The organism is Iodobacter ciconiae, assembly GCF_003952345.1.
Classification (GTDB): domain Bacteria; phylum Pseudomonadota; class Gammaproteobacteria; order Burkholderiales; family Chitinibacteraceae; genus Iodobacter; species Iodobacter ciconiae.
Genome location: NZ_CP034433.1, coordinates 1633111 through 1651901, shown reverse-complemented (window position 1 = coordinate 1651901; position 18791 = coordinate 1633111). Strand labels below are relative to the sequence as shown.

At 49.7% G+C, this 18791-nt stretch carries 19 protein-coding genes; 10 read left to right on the top strand and 9 right to left on the bottom strand.

Annotation, left to right across the window (positions count from 1 at the left end; genetic code table 11):
* Positions 1–11 precede the first annotated feature (11 nt).
* The 3 genes from EJO50_RS07255 to EJO50_RS07245 are packed head-to-tail and all read right to left on the bottom strand — an operon-like array spanning position 12 to position 1684.
* On the bottom strand, positions 12–275 hold the full coding sequence (locus EJO50_RS07255; protein WP_125972854.1) for a phosphopantetheine-binding protein: 264 nt from the start codon (positions 273–275) through the stop codon (positions 12–14).
* A complete protein-coding gene (locus tag EJO50_RS07250; RefSeq protein ID WP_125972852.1) occupies positions 262–1044 on the bottom strand; it encodes a lysophospholipid acyltransferase family protein in 783 nt (260 codons plus the stop codon). Before EJO50_RS07250 ends, EJO50_RS07255 begins: the two co-directional genes overlap by 14 nt.
* Positions 1037–1684, bottom strand: coding sequence for a beta-ketoacyl synthase chain length factor (locus EJO50_RS07245; protein WP_206434472.1), 648 nt, complete (start codon positions 1682–1684; stop codon positions 1037–1039). Before EJO50_RS07245 ends, EJO50_RS07250 begins: the two co-directional genes overlap by 8 nt.
* Positions 1685–2098: 414 nt before the next feature.
* Here EJO50_RS07245 and ribBA point away from each other — a divergent pair, with 414 nt between their 5' ends.
* The 5 genes from ribBA to EJO50_RS07220 all read left to right on the top strand — a co-directional run bounded on the left by ribBA (position 2099) and on the right by EJO50_RS07220 (position 5707).
* Positions 2099–3205: a bifunctional 3,4-dihydroxy-2-butanone-4-phosphate synthase/GTP cyclohydrolase II gene (gene ribBA, locus EJO50_RS07240; RefSeq protein WP_125972848.1), complete on the top strand. Its 1107-nt coding sequence runs from the start codon at positions 2099–2101 to the stop codon at positions 3203–3205.
* The gene (ribH, locus tag EJO50_RS07235) at positions 3205–3678 is read left to right on the top strand and encodes a 6,7-dimethyl-8-ribityllumazine synthase (RefSeq protein WP_125972846.1); all 474 of its coding nucleotides are present in this window, start codon (positions 3205–3207) and stop codon (positions 3676–3678) included. The genes ribBA and ribH overlap by 1 nt, the downstream gene beginning before the upstream one ends.
* A complete protein-coding gene (gene nusB, locus EJO50_RS07230) occupies positions 3675–4142 on the top strand; it encodes a transcription antitermination factor NusB (RefSeq protein WP_125972844.1) in 468 nt (155 codons plus the stop codon). The genes ribH and nusB overlap by 4 nt, the downstream gene beginning before the upstream one ends.
* Before the next feature lie 106 nt (positions 4143–4248).
* The gene (thiL, locus tag EJO50_RS07225) at positions 4249–5208 is read left to right on the top strand and encodes a thiamine-phosphate kinase (RefSeq protein WP_125972842.1); all 960 of its coding nucleotides are present in this window, start codon (positions 4249–4251) and stop codon (positions 5206–5208) included.
* Positions 5198–5707 carry a phosphatidylglycerophosphatase A family protein gene (locus tag EJO50_RS07220; protein WP_125972840.1) on the top strand — a complete coding sequence of 170 codons (510 nt, stop codon included), beginning with the start codon at positions 5198–5200 and terminating at the stop codon, positions 5705–5707. Before thiL ends, EJO50_RS07220 begins: the two co-directional genes overlap by 11 nt.
* Positions 5708–5765: 58 nt before the next feature.
* On the opposite strand, the gene EJO50_RS07215 is transcribed toward EJO50_RS07220, so the two are convergent.
* From EJO50_RS07215 to yjgA, 5 genes are all read right to left on the bottom strand, one after another.
* The gene (locus EJO50_RS07215; protein ID WP_125972838.1) at positions 5766–6083 is read right to left on the bottom strand and encodes a hypothetical protein; all 318 of its coding nucleotides are present in this window, start codon (positions 6081–6083) and stop codon (positions 5766–5768) included.
* A 417-nt stretch (positions 6084–6500) separates the two neighbouring features.
* A complete protein-coding gene (locus EJO50_RS07210) occupies positions 6501–7253 on the bottom strand; it encodes a 5'-methylthioadenosine/adenosylhomocysteine nucleosidase (protein ID WP_125972836.1) in 753 nt (250 codons plus the stop codon).
* Between the two features lie 200 nt (positions 7254–7453).
* Positions 7454–8125 (bottom strand): alpha/beta hydrolase, encoded by a 672-nt coding sequence (locus EJO50_RS07205; RefSeq protein ID WP_125972834.1) that lies wholly within the window; start codon positions 8123–8125, stop codon positions 7454–7456.
* Positions 8126–8183: 58 nt separating this feature from the next.
* A complete protein-coding gene (mog, locus tag EJO50_RS07200; protein ID WP_125972832.1) occupies positions 8184–8762 on the bottom strand; it encodes a molybdopterin adenylyltransferase in 579 nt (192 codons plus the stop codon).
* 326 nt (positions 8763–9088) lie between these two features.
* On the bottom strand, positions 9089–9652 hold the full coding sequence (gene yjgA / locus EJO50_RS07195; protein ID WP_125972830.1) for a ribosome biogenesis factor YjgA: 564 nt from the start codon (positions 9650–9652) through the stop codon (positions 9089–9091).
* A 246-nt stretch (positions 9653–9898) separates the two neighbouring features.
* Here yjgA and pmbA point away from each other — a divergent pair, with 246 nt between their 5' ends.
* Together pmbA and EJO50_RS07185 are read left to right on the top strand one after the other, a co-directional pair.
* Complete coding sequence (gene pmbA / locus EJO50_RS07190; RefSeq protein ID WP_233702233.1) at positions 9899–11182, top strand: metalloprotease PmbA; 1284 nt, start codon at positions 9899–9901, stop codon at positions 11180–11182.
* A gap of 96 nt (positions 11183–11278) precedes the next feature.
* Positions 11279–11911 (top strand): DNA-3-methyladenine glycosylase family protein, encoded by a 633-nt coding sequence (locus tag EJO50_RS07185; RefSeq protein WP_125972826.1) that lies wholly within the window; start codon positions 11279–11281, stop codon positions 11909–11911.
* Positions 11912–11989: 78 nt separating this feature from the next.
* On the opposite strand, the gene EJO50_RS07180 is transcribed toward EJO50_RS07185, so the two are convergent.
* Entirely contained in the window at positions 11990–12775 is a 786-nt protein-coding gene (locus tag EJO50_RS07180) for a ParA family protein (RefSeq protein ID WP_125972824.1), read from the bottom strand.
* A gap of 438 nt (positions 12776–13213) precedes the next feature.
* Here EJO50_RS07180 and pta point away from each other — a divergent pair, with 438 nt between their 5' ends.
* The 3 genes from pta (at position 13214) to EJO50_RS07165 (ending at position 18759) form a co-directional block, all read left to right on the top strand.
* On the top strand, positions 13214–15259 hold the full coding sequence (gene pta / locus EJO50_RS07175; RefSeq protein ID WP_125972822.1) for a phosphate acetyltransferase: 2046 nt from the start codon (positions 13214–13216) through the stop codon (positions 15257–15259).
* A 243-nt stretch (positions 15260–15502) separates the two neighbouring features.
* Positions 15503–17008 (top strand): AMP nucleosidase, encoded by a 1506-nt coding sequence (locus EJO50_RS07170; protein WP_233702188.1) that lies wholly within the window; start codon positions 15503–15505, stop codon positions 17006–17008.
* Positions 17009–17454: 446 nt separating this feature from the next.
* Positions 17455–18759, top strand: a complete 1305-nt coding sequence (locus EJO50_RS07165; protein ID WP_125972820.1) for a DUF6602 domain-containing protein — start codon at positions 17455–17457, stop codon at positions 18757–18759.
* The last annotated feature ends 32 nt before the right edge of the window (positions 18760–18791 follow it).

Here is an 18791-nt window from a genome sequence, read left to right as displayed (position 1 = left end):
TGTCCGCGAAGCTAAGTGCCTGAGCGTGCTGATGAAATAAAGGCTGCCAATGTTTGTACACTGGCAAAATGCGCACGAGTTTCGCTTGAATCTGCAGACAGGCTGACACCATAATTTTTTTGCAGTGCCAAGCCCAGCTCCAAAGCATCGATAGAATCTAGCCCCAGGCCATCGATAAAAAGCGGTGCACTGGCATCAATGTCATCAGGACTCAGGTCTTCAAGGTTGAGAGCAGAGATAATCAGTTTTTTGATTTCTTGTTCAAGCGCCAGCATGGGCGGTGTTCTCCGGTAAAAAATAGTGATGTAAATATCGGGTGAGCTGACGGGCGGCAAGAGCCGTTTCGCCTGCAGCCTGCTCCAGAAAAGGGGTAACAGCAATGTCGTCTCCCACTTCCAAAGTGAAAATCATGCGGCTGGCAGGCACTTTCCACCATGGCAAGCCTTTGGTGAGGCTGAGTGGCTGACAGCGGATGGTCACAGGGGTGATGTTACACTGGCCGCGTAAGGCAATATTGGCGGCACCCCGCTGTAGTTTCATCGTTCCATCGGTGGCGGTACGCGTGCCTTCAGGGAAAATAATCAAATTATTGCCTGCATGTACGGAAGCAATACAGTCGTCGATGAGCTGAGAGCCGGAGTTATTGCGTATATAGGCAGTGCCTCTGATAGGTCCCCGAGTAAAGGGATTTTGGGCCAAACCTGCTTTAACTACACAATCGGCATTTTTAACAAGAGAAATTAAAAACACCACGTCAATTAAGGTGGGATGGTTTGCTAGAATCAATAAGCCTGGGCGATGGAGTTTTTCAATCCCTTTAATGTGGTAACGCAAAATACCCAGTACACGCATCAACTCAATAAAAAACCTGAAAGAATAATGGATGGTCAGCCGGGCAATGCGTGTCTTCTGTGCGCTGCGGCGAATAAACAGGTGTAAAAGTGGGAAAAAAATCAAACCCAGCACTACACCTCCAAGGCCAAATGCCGAGAAGGCGAGTGCAGTGGCAACGATCCGCCAGCCTCTTTCCGATCTCTTAAGCATTTCTTTGCCAGACCCAAGTCCGGGAGCCCACGGTATGCTGACATTCAGGCTGCTCTGAAAGTAAAAAATGTAATACAGCAGCGGTGTCGGATAAACCAGCCAAGTTATTTTGTTCGCTGCTTCTACTGCTTAAATGAATTCCTTGCTCTGATTTAATCAGTTGACAGGCAAACGCATGCGGAAAATCAGCTGTGTCGGTAAAAATATGATGGGGGGCTGGCAGTGGTTCATCATAATAAACCAGTAGTACGCTGCTCGCCCCATCGGCCAGCAGTGCCAAGGCTTCGGTGAATGCCGCTTCAAGCGTTTCCCCGCCTGCGGCAATTGCGGTGTAGCTATTTATATCTTTACGGGCAATTGAAAATAAAGCGGAGATGGCGTTATGTACCGACATGCTAAATGCAGTCGGGGAAATCATGCCGCTTTGTGCCAATTGATTAAGCTGTTCTACAGATTGAGCTATGTCACCATAGCGAGAAGCAAAAATAACCGGGCATTGTGCTGCTTTGTCGCAGGCCCAATACGCCGCTTGCAAGGCCATTTTGCCTAAACGGCCTACACGGCGACGCTGCATAGCGGGCATCTCGCTTAATGCAGGGCTGTGATCTGATGAGATGTGCTGCGCAGCAAGATAAGCCATCCAGGAGGATTGCTCGTGTAAACCAGGGGCCCAAGCGGCCCATTTTGATATTTTGAATTGAACCATCGAGATTGTCTGGCCGATTGCTTATTTACTCTAATGTGGTTGGGCGAATGATACCCGTTGAAACGTCAGTAGCACTGATCCACTTGGCCGGAAAATCCCCGTGAAGTGCACGAGAATAGCAGAGGAACACGTTGAAAGAAAGTATTTTGCCCTGATGTCATATTTCATCCGGGGAGTCCGGTAGGTGTTTTTTGAGGTGAGTCATGGGAAAAGTAGCTTGGCTTATGGTCTATCAGCTGCTGATCTGGGACAATGGGCAAATATTGCCTGATAATGAGCCGGAGCATCTCTGGCCGAGCAAGGCTGAATTCATTTATTTGTAGAAAGCCCTCTTAAAAAGGTACTGCTATGAGCGTCAATATCTCCCCGGTTCAGGAAATTATCGAAGAATTACGCGCTGGGCGCATGGTGGTGCTGGTTGATGAGGAAGATCGCGAAAACGAAGGTGATCTGGTATTGGCTGCAGATTTTGTGACGCCAGAGGCGATTAATTTTATGGCCAAGCATGGCCGCGGGCTGATTTGCCTGACGCTCAATGCCGAGCGCTGTGCTCATTTGGGCCTTGCGCCGATGGTTCATGCGAATGGATCAAGCTTTGGCACTAACTTTACCGCATCGATTGAAGCCGCTGTCGGGGTAACAACGGGAATTTCTGCGCATGATCGTGCTTTAACGATCAAAAAGGCGATTGCTTTTGATGCGAAAGCCAGCGACATCGTGCAGCCAGGGCATGTATTTCCAATTATGGCGCAGCCGGGCGGGGTGCTGGTGAGAGCGGGGCACACCGAAGCGGGTTGCGATCTGGCAGCGCTGGCGGGCGTCACCCCTGCCAGCGTGATCTGCGAGATTATGAATGACGACGGTACAATGGCCCGTTTACCGGAGCTTTTGGTATTTGCTGAACAGCATCAGCTAAAAATTGGTACTATCGCCGACCTGATTCACTATCGCAGCCGTACCGAAACACTGGTGGAATGCGCAGGGCGTCGTACAATCACTACCTTTGCAGGTGAGTTTGAGCTGGCGGTATACCGCGATAAGCTCACCTCAGCCAGCCATTTGGCGCTGATTAAGGGTAAGCCATCTGCTGATGCTGAAACACTGGTGCGTGTGCATGAGCCTTTATCGGTGATCGACTGGATGGATTTGGGCCAGAGCGAGCATTCGTGGGATGTGAAATCTTCGCTGGAAGCGATAGCTAAAGCAGGTTGCGGTGTCATGGTGCTCTTGCATCGCACCGAGGATGGCGATGATTTATTGGCTCGCGCTTTGCCGGAATTAGGTTTGAATGAACATAAAAAGTGGGATTTGCGTACCTATGGTATTGGTGCACAAATGCTAAAAGAGCTGGGTGTGGGTAAAATGCGCCTATTGTCACCAGAGCGCCGTATCCCGAGCATGACGGGTTTTGGTTTGGAAATTACCGGCTTTGAATTATCTCAAGGAAAAAAATAATGAGCGTCGCTGCAAATATTCCTTTTATTGCACCTAATCTGGCAGGTAGTGGTTTACGGATTGGTATTGTAATGAGCCGCTTTAATACACCGGTTTGCGAAGGTTTACGCGATGCTTGCGTTGCAGAACTTAAAACACTGGGTGTGGCTGAACAAGATATGCTGATCACCACCGTACCGGGGGCTTTGGAAATTCCCCTGGTTCTGGCTGCGATGGCTGAATCGGATCGTTTTGATGCCCTGATTGCCCTAGGGGCAGTGATTCGGGGAGAAACCTATCACTTTGAGCTGGTTGCCAATGAATCAGGCGCCGGTGTAAGCCGTATCGGACTTGATTACGGTATTGTTGTGGCAAATGCCATCTTAACCACTGAAAACGACGAACAGGCTGAAGTGCGTGTGCTTGAAAAAGGCACTGATGCTGCGCGTGTCGCCGTGGAAACAGCGAATTTATTAAAGGCATTGCAAGTATGACCCTCGATGTAGCAAAACCAAAATCATCCCGTCGTCGCTCACGCGAATTTGCCGTGCAAGGTATTTATCAATGGCTATTGGCTGGCGATAATGTCGGTAATATTGAGGCTTTTTTACGGGAAAGTAATACTAGTTTTGCCCGTGCTGACGAAAAACTATTTCGCGCCATTTTATTTGGTGCAATCAAGGATATGAAATCCTTGCAAGACGCCATTGCACCTCACGTTGATCGCCCTATGGATGAAGTTAGCATGGTGGAAGCAGCTGTATTGTGTGTGGGGGCTTATGAAATTATTTCCATGCCGGAAACGCCGTATCCTGTCATCATCAATGAGGCAATCGAGCTGGCTAAAACATTTGGCGGGCTGGATGGGCATAAGTTTGTTAACGGGGTGCTGGATAAATTGGCAGCGCTGGTACGCAGTGAAGAAGTCAGTGCGGGGCGCGGTAAACGCCATGCTTAATAATGGTTAGTTTGATCAGAAGACGGGCCTGGCCCGTCTTTTTTTGCTTGCAATTCGCGCATTAAACGGTTTTTATCTGCAAAAAATTGAATGGGTTTAAATAGTTTTGAATGAATTTGACCTGATTACTCATTATTTCAAGCGTCCGGCCAAAAATGCAGATTTAGGTGTTGGCGATGATGCGGCTTTAGTCTCTGTAGCTGCCGGGCACCAGCTGGCGATCTCTGCCGATATGCTGGTTGAGGGACGGCACTTTTTTTCTGACGCCAATCCCGAGCGTCTGGGGTGTAAGGCACTGGCCGTTAATTTGTCAGATCTTGCCGCGATGGGGGCAAAACCCAGCTGGTTTACGCTTTCTCTGGCTTTGCCAAAAATGGATGAGCCGTGGCTGGCGGCATTTAGCCGTGGCCTGTTTGCAATGGCCGATCAGCATGATATTTCGCTAATCGGAGGGGACACGACCTGTGGCCCTTTAACAATTGCGATTCAGATTGCCGGTAGCCTGCCGCGCGGGCAGGCGCTTTTGAGAAGCGGAGCAAAACCTGGTGACGAAGTCTGGGTGTCCGGGGCGTTAGGTGCCGCTGCAGCGGCGGTTATGCACCGTACAGGGCGTGTCAGCCTGCCTGATGATGTAGCTGAGCGATGTGATCTTCGTCTGGATCTGCCTATCCCCCGTATTGAGCTGGGTTTACGCTTGCGGGGTATTGCCAGTGCCGCTCTGGATATTTCTGATGGCTTGCTGGCCGATTTGCGGCATATTTGTGAGCAATCGGCTTGTGGTGCTGAAGTTTGGATGGATGCAGTGCCGTTTGCTGGGGAGCTGGATGCTTTGCCCGAATCGCTGCGGTATGAGGCTTTTCTGGCGGGAGGGGACGATTACGAGTTGTGTTTTACTGCAGCACCCGATCAGCATAAGGCTATTATTGCCCTGGCTGATGAGCTGAAATTAGGGCTCACTCATATTGGTAAAATTATTCAGGGTACAACAGTGCATCTTATTGATGCGAAGCAGCAGCACCTGCCGATTATCTTTCATGGATTCGATCATTTCGCTTATGAGTCATAAACAAGCTCCTCTGGTGCGCCCAACATGGCGCTTTCTATCCGTTCACCCTGCGCATTTTATTGCCTTTGGTTTTGGTAGTGGTCTGCCCCAAAAAGCGCCTGGTACTTTTGGCACGCTCGCAGCCCTGCCGCTCTATGCCATCCTGATGCAGTGGCTTTCTCCTGCAGGCATTGCATGGCTTTGTTTGCCTGTCTTTGTTATTGGCTGCTGGGCGAGTGAAATAACAGGCAAAACTTTGGGTGTGCATGATTATGGCGGTATTGTGATCGATGAGATTGTGGCAATGTGGCTGGTACTGTTGTTTGTGCCGGTAACAGTAGCAGGATGGACGCTGGCTTTTGTACTGTTTCGCTTGTTCGATATTCTGAAACCATGGCCCATTTGCTGGTTTGATCTGCGCGTGCCCGGGGGCATAGGGGTAATGATCGACGATATTCTTGCCGGCGCTTATGCGGTTCTGGTGTTACTCATTATTCAGCATTTTTACCCGCTGGTGTGATGGCTTGCCGGATCTGGCAGGGCAGCTTTGCCTGGTGACGGTGTTCATGCCTGGTCGTCTAGCGGTTTCTGTGAAATCCCTTGCCGATTAATACGAGAACCCCTAGTCCGATAAGCAGAAAGATTTCTGGCTCTGGCATGTTTTTATCTGTGTTCGCTGTCGTGGTGAGTGTGTTTTGTGTCTGGGGTGCTGAATGCGTATCTGCTGCTTGCGACCATTTTGCAAGCTGGTTGTCAGAGGTCAATTCAGTTCCGTGCGCGCCAGTGTCAATTGCCTCTGTCTCGGCGATTTGTATGGTGTCAACTATACGTGCATGAGCGTGGCCAGCGATTTGCATGCTCAGTACGATATAAATTCCTACCCAGAAATACTTCACTTTAAACTCCTTAAGCAGCAACGTCTGCTTGATAAGTCCTTATTGTCATCCCTGGGTAAGTGATGAATCAATTCATTTGTTTTGTACGAAATTTATTTGGTATTGGTATGAATTGGCTTAATTAAAGCCATGCTGCAGATGGTTTGGCATATTTAGAATTAACGCTGAAAAATCCTTTGTTTTTTGCTTATCGGTATTTCGTGTTGTTATTTTTTTACTTTTATTTCGGCAATAATACCTTTTTGTTTCTTTTGTTTTTCGTGCCTGCAAGAGGTGTAATTTAAAGTGGTATTTAATAAATATATATAAGAGTGATTCGATTCACTGCGTGTGAGCCGTGTGTTTGAAAAGGGCGTGGTGCGCAGAGGTAAAACAGGTTGGCGTTACAGGCGCACAGTGGCTGTAACGCCATAAGGCTTAATGCAGGGCCTGGATCTTTTGTTGCTTGTTGATGGCTTGGAAAGATCCGCCTGCAGCATCCAGCTGCCCCAGTAATGCAATGACCATAAGTGCAGAATGGTGGCCTGCTTTGATGATGTATTGATCAAAATCGATTGGTGAGTCGTTGTTCGCATTATCAGAAAGGGATCTGATGATCACGAAGGGGACATCATGCTGGTAGCAAACCTGTGCAATCGCAGCGGCTTCCATTTCGCATGCGGCCATGGTCGGGAAGTTTTTGAGCATTTGCGCTGTGCGGGTGCTGTCGCAAATGAAGCTGTCGCCTGTGCAGATCAGCCCGTCAATTGCCTGTACCTGACCAAGGCTGGCTACTGCGCGGTGGGCTGCGGCGACTAAATTGGCATCAGGCGTAAAGGCTGCAGGCTGCTGCGCCATCTGGCCGATTTCATAGCCAAAAGCGGTGACATCTACATCGTGATGGCGCACTTCGGATGAGATCACGATATCGCCAATCGATAAATGATCCACAAAGCCGCCAGCCGAGCCGGTGTTGATGATGGCTTCAGGCTGATATTTGGCAATTAACAGCGTGGTGGCGATGCTGGCGGCGACTTTGCCAATCCCAGAGCGGGTAACGATGACCTGATGATCAGCCAGTGTGCCGCTGTAAAAGTCGATACCGGCGATAGTTTCTTTGCTGCTGTTTTCAAGTGAGGCAATAAGGTGGACGACTTCCGGCTCCATTGCACCAATAATTCCAATCTTCATTATATTTTCTGACTTACAAAAAACGCACGCGGCAAGGTGGCGGATGATGCCTTAGCTTGAAGACTATGCCAAATGAAATAATCACCTTCCTGTCACAAATAGCACAGGCAGCTGATAGTTGACGCAAAGCTGCCTCGCGGGCGTTGTTGATGAATCAAGGCAGAAAGTCAATCGATAAACGCTTTCTGCCTTGAGGGGATTTAGGCTAAACGCTGGCGAACAAATTGCCCGATGGCCTGGATTTCTGGCATGCAGACCGAGTGCTGCATTGGCCATGTTTGCCAGCTAACAGTGAATCCCAGCTCGCCCAGCTTATCTTTGGCGGCTTCCCCCAGCGCAAGCCCAACCACAGGATCTGCGCTGCCGTGTGCGGCAAAGATGGGGGTGTCCTGATTGCTTAGCCCGGCTTGAATCAGTTCGGGGGCAGGCAGGTAAGTCGATAGCGCCACTATCCCTGCCAGTTTTTCCGGGTGCAGCGTACCAGCGGTATAGGCAATTGCGCCGCCTTGTGAAAATCCGGCCAGAATAATGCGCTCACTGGGGATGCCGCGCTGGTTTTCACGTGTGATCAGGGCGCGGATCATCTCTACCGATGCCTTTACACCTGCTACATCGGCCTGGCGGCTCATCTGATCAAAATGCAAAATATCGTACCAGGCCCGCATTACATAGCCGTTGTTGCAGCTAATTGGCATATGGGGCGCGTGCGGAAAGACAAAGCGTACTGCCAGTTGCTCGGGCAATTGCAAATCCGGAACAATGCCTGAAAAATCGTTACCGTCTGCGCCAAGACCATGCAGCCAGATGACACTGGCGGTGGGCTGATCGGCAGTTTCAATTTCTACGCAGGGTAGTAATTCGGCATTACTCATGATTTTTTCCTGATGGGGTTAACGTTGGGTACGGTGCTTTATCTAGGCAGAGGCAGTATTAATTTTTAATGGCAGATTTAGGCCTGAAACTTGCGACGATGGCCGGATGGGTTTCGATACAGGGGCCGTCCAATAGCTGGATACAGTAGGGCACGGCGGCGAAAATGCCGTTGACCAATACTTTGCCATTTTCATCTTTTACACCTTCCAGTGTTTCTTTGATTGATTTGGGCTGGCCGGGCAGGTTTAAAATCAGGCATTGCTTACGAATGACACCCACCTGACGGCTAAGAAGGGCCGTGGGAACATAATGCAGGCTGATCTGGCGCATCTGCTCGCCAAAACCGGGCATGACGCGATCTGCGACAGCCAGCGTAGCGTCCGGCGTGACATCGCGCAGCGCAGGGCCGGTGCCGCCGGTGGTTAGGACAAGGTGACATCCTTCTGTATCGACCAGCTCTTTAAGTGTGGCTTCGATTAACTCTTGCTCATCACTAATCAGGCGGCTGGTAGTGCTGTGCGGGCTGCTGAGTGCATGCCCTAGCCACTCTTTCAGCGCCGGAATACCCAAGTCCTGATATACCCCGCTTGAGGCACGGTCAGAGATAGAAACAAGGCCAATTTTGATCGTATTCATCTGTAGGCAAGTCCTGAAAATCATAATATGCCCGCCTGCTTTGAGGGTGAGCGAGTGTAATTGGGGTGCTCGGTAAAGCACTTGCGCGGTGCATGTCACCGAACGCGCCCTTGAAGGCCATGCACTGTGCCCTTTAATAAAAAAGTATCAGGATCAGTCAAAAAGCAGGAGCCTTTTTCTTGCCATAAAGCAAGACTTAGCCAGGTTGCTGCGCCATTGCGTGTATCCGAGCGCTGGTGATAGCTCTCTATTGCTGCCAGTGGCCCCTCTGAGAGGAGTAGGTGCAGCTTCTGCCGAGCCACAGCACATTCGATTTATCTGCTTATTTATTCTTCGTCTTCTTCCTCAGGGCCAGACGCTTCAAGCCCGGGCAGAGCAGGCTCTGGAATATATTGCTTAATCAGCTTAAATAATTCGCGGAACGCTTTGGCTGGTTTTTGCAGCTCGCGCTCTTTTAAAGCATTGCGAACCAGCTGACGCAGTTGCTGAATTTCTACTGACGGGTGCTCGTTTACAAAATTTTCAACAATTTTCGGGTCAGCCAGCATGCCTTCACGTAAACGCTCTAAGCGATGCAGCCATGCACTGTGGCGATCTGACAAGCCTGCCAGTTTATTCAGTAGCTCATTGATGGGCTCCGGGTCAACATCTCGCATGAGTTTGCCAATAAACTGCTTTTGCCTTGCTGTTGCTCCGTTAGCGGTGATTTTTTTTGCCGCTAAAATGGCGTCAAACAGCCGTTCTGGCAGTTTAAGCGTAGCCAGTTGCTTTTTGTCCAGCGGAATCAGTTTTTCGCCAAGCTGTTGCAGCGCAGTCATCTCGCGCTTCATTTCTGTTTTGCTGACGTACTCGATATCGTCGTCAGGAAGGTCGTGTTTTGGTGTTGCCATGATAGGGTTACTTGCTTGCAAAACCGGTATGATACCAAAGACTGCTTCTTTCTCTGCCATAGAGTGCATAGAAAAAACGATAGAGACCAAGTTTTAATCTGAAAGTGAGTGCTTTGACTGCTTAGCATATTTGCTAAAGCACCATATACGTCGCAAAAGCACTTAAATAACAACGTACCGCTAAACAGGAAATGAACTGTGTCCGAATTTAGTTTTGATCAGCAACAATTATGTGATTTGGCCGCCATGGTGCTTGAGCAGGCAAAAAATCAAGGTGCAACAGCCTGCGATGTGGATGTCTCCGAAGGTTATGGACAAAATGTATCGGTACGCCTGGGGGAAGTGGAAACCATCGAATACAACCGCGATAAAGGCGTGGGCGTTACCGTTTATCTGGGCCAGCAAAAAGGTCACGCCAGCAGTAGTGATTTCTCAGCTGATGCCATTAAAGAAACCGTAAAAGCTGCGCTGGCCATTGCCCGTTTTACCGCAGCAGATTCTTTCGCAGGCTTGCCGGATGCAGACCGGCTGGCGACGTTTTTCCCTGATTTTGATTTATACCATCCATGGGATTTGTCGGTAGAAGGCGCCATTGCGCTGGCAACCGAGTGTGAAGATGCTGCCCGCGGTGTGGACGCGCGTATCAGCAATTCGGAAGGCGCATCGGTCTCCACCGGGGCGAGCCGTTTTGTGTATGCCAATTCTTTAGGTTTTGTGGGTGCAGAGCGCAGCTCGCGCTATAGCCTTTCTGCTGCAGTGATTGCCGAGGATGAATCGGGCATGCAGCGTGATTACTGGTACAGCTCGGCCAGATCTCATCTGGATCTGGATTCGGCTGCTGCGGTGGGGCGGCGGGCGGGTGAGCGATCTTTACGCCGTCTTGGTGCGCGCCGCGTTAAAACCGGCGAGTATCCGGTTTTATTTGAAGCGCCTGTGGCTTCCGGCCTGATTGGCACTTTTGTGCAGGCTGTCAGTGGCAGTAGTCTTTACCGCAAATCAAGTTTTTTACCTGATAGCTTAGGACAAACTATTTTTGCGCCTTGTGTCAGCATTAAAGAAGATCCGTTTCTTAAAAAAGGCATGAGCAGCGGCGCGTTTGATGCCGAGGGTGTGGCAACGGTTGCGCGTGATGTGGTCAGTCAGGGCGTGCTTAATGGTTATTTCTTATCCAGCTATTCCGCACGTAAGTTGGGTATGAGCACGACTGGTAATGCGGGTGGCTCGCATAATCTGATTGTTGCGCCAACACATACCTTTACGCAATTGCTGGCAGAGCTGGGTACGGGCTTATTTGTGACCGAGCTACTGGGTCACGGCACCAATATGGTAACGGGCGATTATTCACGTGGTGCTGCAGGCTTTTGGGTGGAAAACGGCGTGATTCAACACGCGGTAGAAGAAATTACCATTGCCGGTAATTTGCGTGACATCTTTAAAAATATCGTGGGTATTGGTGATGACAGCCAGCCCTGGTCCAGCCGCAAGGTCGGCTCGATTTTAGTTAGCAAGATGACGGTTGCCGGCGAGTAAGTTGCTTAGGCAGGGCGGAAGAGGGGCAAGTTTAAATTCCTTCTTTCGCTGTTTTTTTGTCAGTCATCGACGTTTTTAACTACCCGAAAGAATCAAATGAGCGCTACTTATGGAAAGCCTGCCTATTGGGATCAAGCCACTGCCGGGCTGGCTGCTGCTGATCCTGTGATGGCCGGTTTGATTGCCCGTTACCCCGGTGTCAGCCTGGAGGGGCGTGGCGAAGTGTTTCATACACTGGCCCGTGCCATTGTCGGCCAGCAAATTTCTGTTAAGGCGGCAGATTCGGTATGGGCGCGTTTTGCTGCTCATTTGCAAAAAATTGAAGCTGCACGCGTACTGGAAAGCAGTGTGGAGGAATTGCGCACCTGTGGCTTATCCGCCCGCAAAGTAGAGTACCTTTATGATTTAGCCAGACACCAGCAGGCAGGTTTTCTGGATGCAGCGCTCTGGTATGATCTGGATGATGAGGCGGTCGTTGGCAAGCTGGTCGATATCCGCGGTATAGGCCGCTGGACCGCTGAAATGTTTCTTATCTTTTACCTGCTCCGCCCTAATGTGCTGCCACTGGATGATATCGGCTTGCTTAAGGCCATTGCACTGCTTTATCACGGCGGAGAGCGTCTGCCCCGTGGTGATATTGGTGACTTGGCGCAAAAATGGCAGCCGTGGCGCACTGTCGCCACATGGTATCTGTGGCGCAGCCTGGATCCGGTACCGGTGGAGTATTAATGCTGATCTTGGGGGTAAAAACCTTAAACTTTGTGTTCCCAGTGTCTGCAGATTTTTCTGACCCCACCAAGAAAAGCTTCACTCAAACGGTAAGTCCAGTGATAGCGAGATCAGGTTTGATTCGATCAGCTCGTCCAGTAAGAATGTAAAATCTGCTGCTGCGCCGGAAGTCGGGGCGAAGTCAAAGATGTTGGCCCCGCTGCCCACTGCCGCAGAGAGTGCTTCTTGCTCTCTGATCCGGGTTTTAAGTACTTCTCCGGGAAAATGCTTGATTAGCTGGCCTGCTACGGTTTCTGATGTAATTTGCCCTGGCGTGTAGCGGTTGATCAGAAAGCGCCTTGGCTTTCTGGCCTGAAACTTCTCAAGTCCTTTCAGTGTTTGCGCCAGCTGTACCGCGCCGTTCAGGGCCAGGTATTCGGCGGCAACAGGGGCCAGAATGATGTCGGCGGCAAACATGGCAGAAAAAGACAGCACGCCGAGCGTGGGGGTGCAGTCAATAATGATGGGGAGGCCATAGCCCGAAAGCATTTCTGCTGTCAGTGCCAGCTTGAGGCGCCATACATGATCTTTGTGGCGGGTAAGCTGGGCATCTACTTTCCCCAGCTCTAAATGTGAGGGCACAAAGTTGATGCCGTCATCTCTTGTAATAATTAAATCAGATAGCGTGCTTGCCCCTTGAAAGAAGCGATAAATACTTTGGTGGTTTTTTGGCTTAACCCCGTAAAGCGAAGTGAGGTGGGCTTGCGGGTCTAAATCAATTACCAGCGGCTCTACGCCATTTTTGGCTATGGCGGCGGCCAGGTTGGCGCTTACCGTAGTTTTTCCTACACCACCTTTTTGATTGAAAACGACAATAACCGTCATAAATCTCACCGGGTGATTAAGTGGCAGGTAAGCCCGCTCCGTGGGGCGGGCGGGCGGGTTAAATGGTGCGACGCAATTCTACCCCGAATCTTTGTGTTAAAGCAGGATGGCAATACAGCTCAAACGATTAACAGAGATTTGTGTTGCTTGCGGGTGCCAGGGTAAGCAAGCTTTTTTTTCGGGTGGGGCTGCTAAGCTTAGTAAAGCATCAGGGCTGAGTTTGAATTTAGCTAATTTAGTGTGCGATGCAGCATTTTTTTATGACATGGAACAAAGATCGTGTTCGATGTGTGAAAGTTGCCGACCTAAATATGACGTAATGTTCTACATTGACGGCCTTCGCGGGCATCTTGATGTTTTTAAAGGGTGCTGTCAGCTTTATTTCCCCTGTTTAGTTGTTTTTTAGTAGCAAAGTTTATTACGTGCTGAGGATGATATATGCAAACCTTTTTTGTGGCTCCAACCCGACAAAATGTCGGACTGACTTCGGTTTCTTTGGGTGTGGTTCGTGCGCTGCAGCACCAGGGTCTGAAAGTGGGTTTCGTAAAGCCGGTTTCTCAGGAGCCGCAGGGTGTTGAACGTTCTACTCACTTTGCTTCACAAATTTGCCAGATTGAATGCATACCGTCTTTATCAATTGCACAGGTAATTGCCCGCGTGTCAGCAGGGCAGAATGATGAATTACTGGAAGATATTATTAGTCTTTGTCTGGGTGCAGCACATGATGTAGATGTGCTGGTGGTTGAAGGAATGCACTTAGATCCAAGCAATGCGTTTACTGCCAGACTGAATAATGAAGTGGCACGCAGCCTGCAGGCAGAAGTAATCTTGGTAGCGAGCGCAAGCGCAACAGGTGCAGTGGCGGAGTCTCGTCTGGCAGCCAGTCAGTTGAAAAACGAAGGCTGCAAAGTTGCCGGGGTGATTTTCAATAAGGCTGCCGCCCAGTTTGATGCAGCTTCTGTGCAATATGAGCTGGACGGTATCCCGCTCTGGGGGGTAATCAGGTTCGACCCTGTTTTGCTTGCGCCACGTACCCTGGATATTGCTCGTCACTTAAATGCAGAAATCCTGATTGAAGGTGATATTGCTAGTCGCCGTGTGCTGGAAACCGTGGTTGCAGCCCGTTCCGTGCCTGAAGTGATTGAACGCCTGAAAGCAGGCGCGCTGGTTGTGAGTGCCGGGGACAGAGATGATGTGATGCTGGCTACGGCTCTGTCGGCAAGCCAGGGTGTGCAATTGGCCGGTTTGTTGCTTACCCATTCAAGTCAGCCAGATAGCCGTATTCTGGAATTATCACGTCAGGCGCTGACCAGTGGTATTCCGGTAATGCGTACAGATAGCGACAGTTTTAATACTGCGATTCGTATTACCCAGTTGCAGCCTGCGGTGGCAACAGATGATAGTGAGCGCATGAATCTGGTGCTCGATGCAGTATCTGAGCAAATTGATATGGCGATGCTGATGAACGCAGTACAAGTGCCGCCGTCTACCCGGATGTCGCCACCCGCTTTTCGCTACCAGCTCATTCAGAAAGCGCGTTCGGTTCGTAAAACCGTGGTCTTGCCCGAAGGGGAAGAGCCACGCACGATTCGTGCAGCGATTGTGTGTGAGGAAAAAGGGATTGCCCACTGCGTTTTATTAGGTAAACGTGCCACGATCGAAGCTATTGCCGCCGCACAAGGTGTGGTGTTGCCCGATAGCTTGGAAATCCTGGACCCGGATGTAATTCGCCATGAGTATGTTGAGCCTATGGTTGAGTTGCGTAAGAGCAAGGGGCTGACTGCAGGGCAGGCCTTGCAACAGCTGGAAGACACCGTGGTGCTCGGCACGATGATGCTGGCGGTTAATAAAGTTGATGGTCTGGTGTCAGGCGCAATTCATACCACAGCAAGCACTGTACGCCCTGCACTGCAATTGATTAAAACGGCGCCGGGCTCTTCTATTGTGTCGTCGGTGTTCTTTATGCTGATGCCAGAGCAAGTCTTGGTTTACGGCGATTGTGCGATTAACCCTAACCCTAATGCAGCCCAGCTGGCAGAAATTGCCAAACAAAGCGCAGACAGTGCCCGTGCTTTTGGTGTGGATCCTAAAGTGGCCATGATCAGCTACAGCACAGGTAAATCAGGTGCGGGTGCCGATGTAGATAAAGTGCGTGAAGCCACCGAGCTGGCGCGCAATCTCTATCCTGACCTGATACTGGATGGTCCTTTGCAGTACGACGCAGCATCCGTGTCAGAAGTGGCGGCTCAAAAAGCACCGAGTAGTGCTGTGGCGGGTAAGGCAACGGTATTTGTATTTCCTGATCTCAATACGGGGAACACCACCTACAAGGCCGTGCAGCGTAGTGCTCATGTGGTCAGCGTTGGTCCGATGTTGCAAGGCTTGCGTAAACCGGTGAATGATTTATCGCGCGGCGCTTTGGTCGATGATATTGTCTTTACCATTGCGCTGACCGCTATTCAGGCGCAGGACTTGGCGGCCTGATTGCCGGGTCTTTTAAAAAAACCGGGCAAATGTCCGGTTTTTTTTGGTTTGAATATTGGTTTTTGGGGGGGCATTTTAATTAAGATTTGTTTTTTTAGTCCGAAGCGAGTCGCCCACTTTTACCGGGAGCAGACTTTTGAATTTCAATAAAATAAGATATTCGTAATATATTTAAAAGTAGAATGGCTGCGATAAAAGATTTATCTGCCGTGTATTTTCAATAAAAAAGCTGGAGACGCACCAATGAGCCGTCGACGTATGCCGTATTTACCCGAGTTTATAGCACCAACCCGCCATACAGATCCAATGGATGCGCTTGCACAGGTGCGCCTGATTTATGAAAGCAGCGTGGCGCATTTGCGTGATGCCATGCAGCGTTTTGTTGCAGGGGATGCTTTGCCGGGGCATGTTCGGGCTTATTATCCCTTTGTCAGAATTCAAACAGATACCGTGGCAAGGCGCACAAATGAAAGTGCGCATTTAAGCTATGGTTTTGTCGCAGGCCCTGGCAGTTTTGAAACCACCTTAACCCGCCCCGATCTTTATGAGCAATATTTTCTGGATCAATTTACGCTGCTTTTGCAAAGCCACCAGAATGAGCTGGAAGTCGGTGTGAGTACCCAGCCCATTCCGGTGCATTTTTCATTTGCCGAACATGATCATATTGAAGGTACGCTGACAGCCGAGCGCCGCCAGCTAATGCGCGATATGTTTGATTTGCCGGATTTGTCCGCGATGGATGATGGCATTGCTAATGGCACTTACGAGCCCAGGCCTGGTGAGCCCTTGCCGCTGTCTTTGTTTACAGCGGCAAGGGTTGATTACTCTTTGCACCGCTTGCGCCACTACACGGGCACGGTGCCCGAGCATTTTCAGAATTTTGTTTTGTTTACCAATTACCAGTTCTATATCGATGAATTTGTACGCCTTGGGCATGAATGCATGCAAGACCCAAATAGCGAATACATTGCCTTTGTAGAGCCGGGCAATGTGATCACCCGCCGCGCGGGGCTTGCTGCCGAGGCGTCTGATGCGCTGGGGGCAGCCCCACCGCGCTTGCCGCAGATGCCCGCTTACCACTTGATCCGGGCTGATCATTCCGGCATTAGTATGGTGAATATCGGCGTTGGCCCGGCTAATGCTAAAACCATTACCGATCATGTCGCCGTATTACGCCCCCATGCGTGGGTTATGCTCGGGCACTGTGCCGGGCTACGAAATTCGCAGCAAATGGGCGATTACGTGCTGGCGCACGGCTATGTGCGTGAAGATCATGTGCTTGATGAAGATTTGCCGCTCTGGGTGCCAGTGCCTGCCCTGGCAGAAATCCAGCTTGCCTTAGAAGCGGCCGTTTCACAAATCACCGAAATGAAAGGGGCCGAGCTCAAACGCATTATGCGTACCGGCACCGTGGCGAGTACCGATAACCGCAACTGGGAATTACTCCCCGACAATCGCCCGCAGCGCCGCTTTAGCCAGAGTCGTGCCATTGCCCTGGATATGGAAAGCGCCACCATCGCCGCCAACGGCTTCAGATTCCGTGTGCCTTACGGTACTTTGCTCTGCGTAAGTGACAAGCCGCTGCATGGCGAAATCAAACTCCCTGGCATGGCCAACCATTTTTACCGCGAGCGGGTAGATCAGCATTTGCGGATTGGCATCAGAGCAATGGAGTTGCTGCGCGATCAGGGCGAAGGGCAGCTGCATAGCCGTAAGTTAAGGAGTTTTGCGGAGGTGGCGTTTCAGTGAGTTGAGTTTATGGCGTAGTGAGCCATTCTGCTGAAAAACCAAGCCGGTGCCGGGGTGTTCCGCATCGGCGTGGTTTTTTCTAATTTAAGATTTGAAAACGAAGAAAAATATTATTGTAAGTATACTTACACATATAGGGTTAAAAGCATAAGATAGCTGTCGTTTAATTTAAGTGCCTGCGGCACGTGAATTTACAGTCGCAGTCCGCGACGGGGACTTACTTTCTTTGCTTCGCCAAAGAAAGTAAGCAAAGAAAGGCGACCCGAAGCGCACCCCGCTCCGCGGTTCCCTCGCGTGGCGGGAGCCAAACGATAACCCTGTTCGTCTCCCTTCGTGCTCGGTGTGCTTAGACGGGGTTTTAAGCCCTAGCTCAAGGAGCGTGGCACAGTTTTAGCCTGATATTTCCTCAAATCAAAAATCAACTAGGCATTAATAAGTAGTCCTTTATGATAAAAAACGCTTCCGAACTTCTAGAGTCCTTCGTTGCCGCTGAGCGAACAAAAGCATCAAAATTTGATATGCCGCATATGCCAACACTCGGGACTGCTTATGAAGCAATTGCGAAAGCTGGAATAGAGAGTGAATTTGTTTTACCACCAAACCTGGACTTGCGAGTTGTATCTGGTTTTATTGTTGGTATTCCCAATCAAATCGATGGCATGTTAGTAAAAGGTGAGGGGCAACGCTATGGTTTGACTGAGCAATTCTTTTACCCAATTGAACAGGTGCTATGTGTTCTAGAGATAAAGAAAACCCTCAAAAAGAAAGATTTGATTGATGGAATTGGGCATTTGGCTGCAGTGCAGAAACATTTTATAGAGAGTTTCATTTCGCGATTTGATAAGGAAACGTTTGACCTTACCTTGGCTAGTGAGTCATACGAAAAAATTACCGGACGTACTGGCCCCTGTAGTGCAGCTGCTCTTGATGCTTTACCAGACGAAGATCGCCTTCTGTATGTAACACTCGCTCGACAAATCTATGCACCAGTTACCGTGCTTCTTGGGTTCGATGGTTATGCCACAGAGGAAGGGCTTAGAGAGGCGATGCTAGACATAATTGAGTCCAATTGTGGCGCTGACAGTGTCGCATCACCTGAGCTACTGCCTTCATTGATCACCTCCGGTGAATTTAGTTTGGTGAAGTGCACAGGATGTCCTTACCTTGCATTTAGGGAGAGGGGTAAATGGTTGCTTTTGGTCTCTGCTAGGCAAAATAGTGCACGTACCCTTCTCGAATTTCTTTGGTCCAAGATATCGGTTTTCTGTAAAGTAAGAATGCCTTTTGGAACTGACATGGATTACGAGAACCTTAAAGAGCTTTTGTTTGCTAGAGGGGCGTCAAAGGAAGGCCAAAATGGATTCATCTTTGAAAGTTTCTCCTACTCTGAGAAGCAACTAAAGAGGTCACCAGTCCTGGCTTGGGAACCGATAAAACTAAGTGTTGCAGCGGTGGACTTGGCAAGTTCTCTCGTGTTTAGAGGGGGCTTTTTAGAGCTTGAACAGTCGATGGTCGATTACATTGAAAAGAAGTATTGCGTTAAGTTTGAAGATATCGTGAGAGAGCTTATTGATACCTGTGCTGTCAGCATTCAGGCGAATATTCTACAAAAAATTGCAAACCAACTCTTAATTGCAACATTAGATGATGGTACTGGATATATTGACCTTGATGGTCCGCGATTAAAGGCTTGGTGTGACGGTAAAGGGCTTAATCCTTCTTACATGAATGCCATTAATATGTCTTTGTAAGAAATTATGTAAGTAAAAAGGGTCTGCCAGCG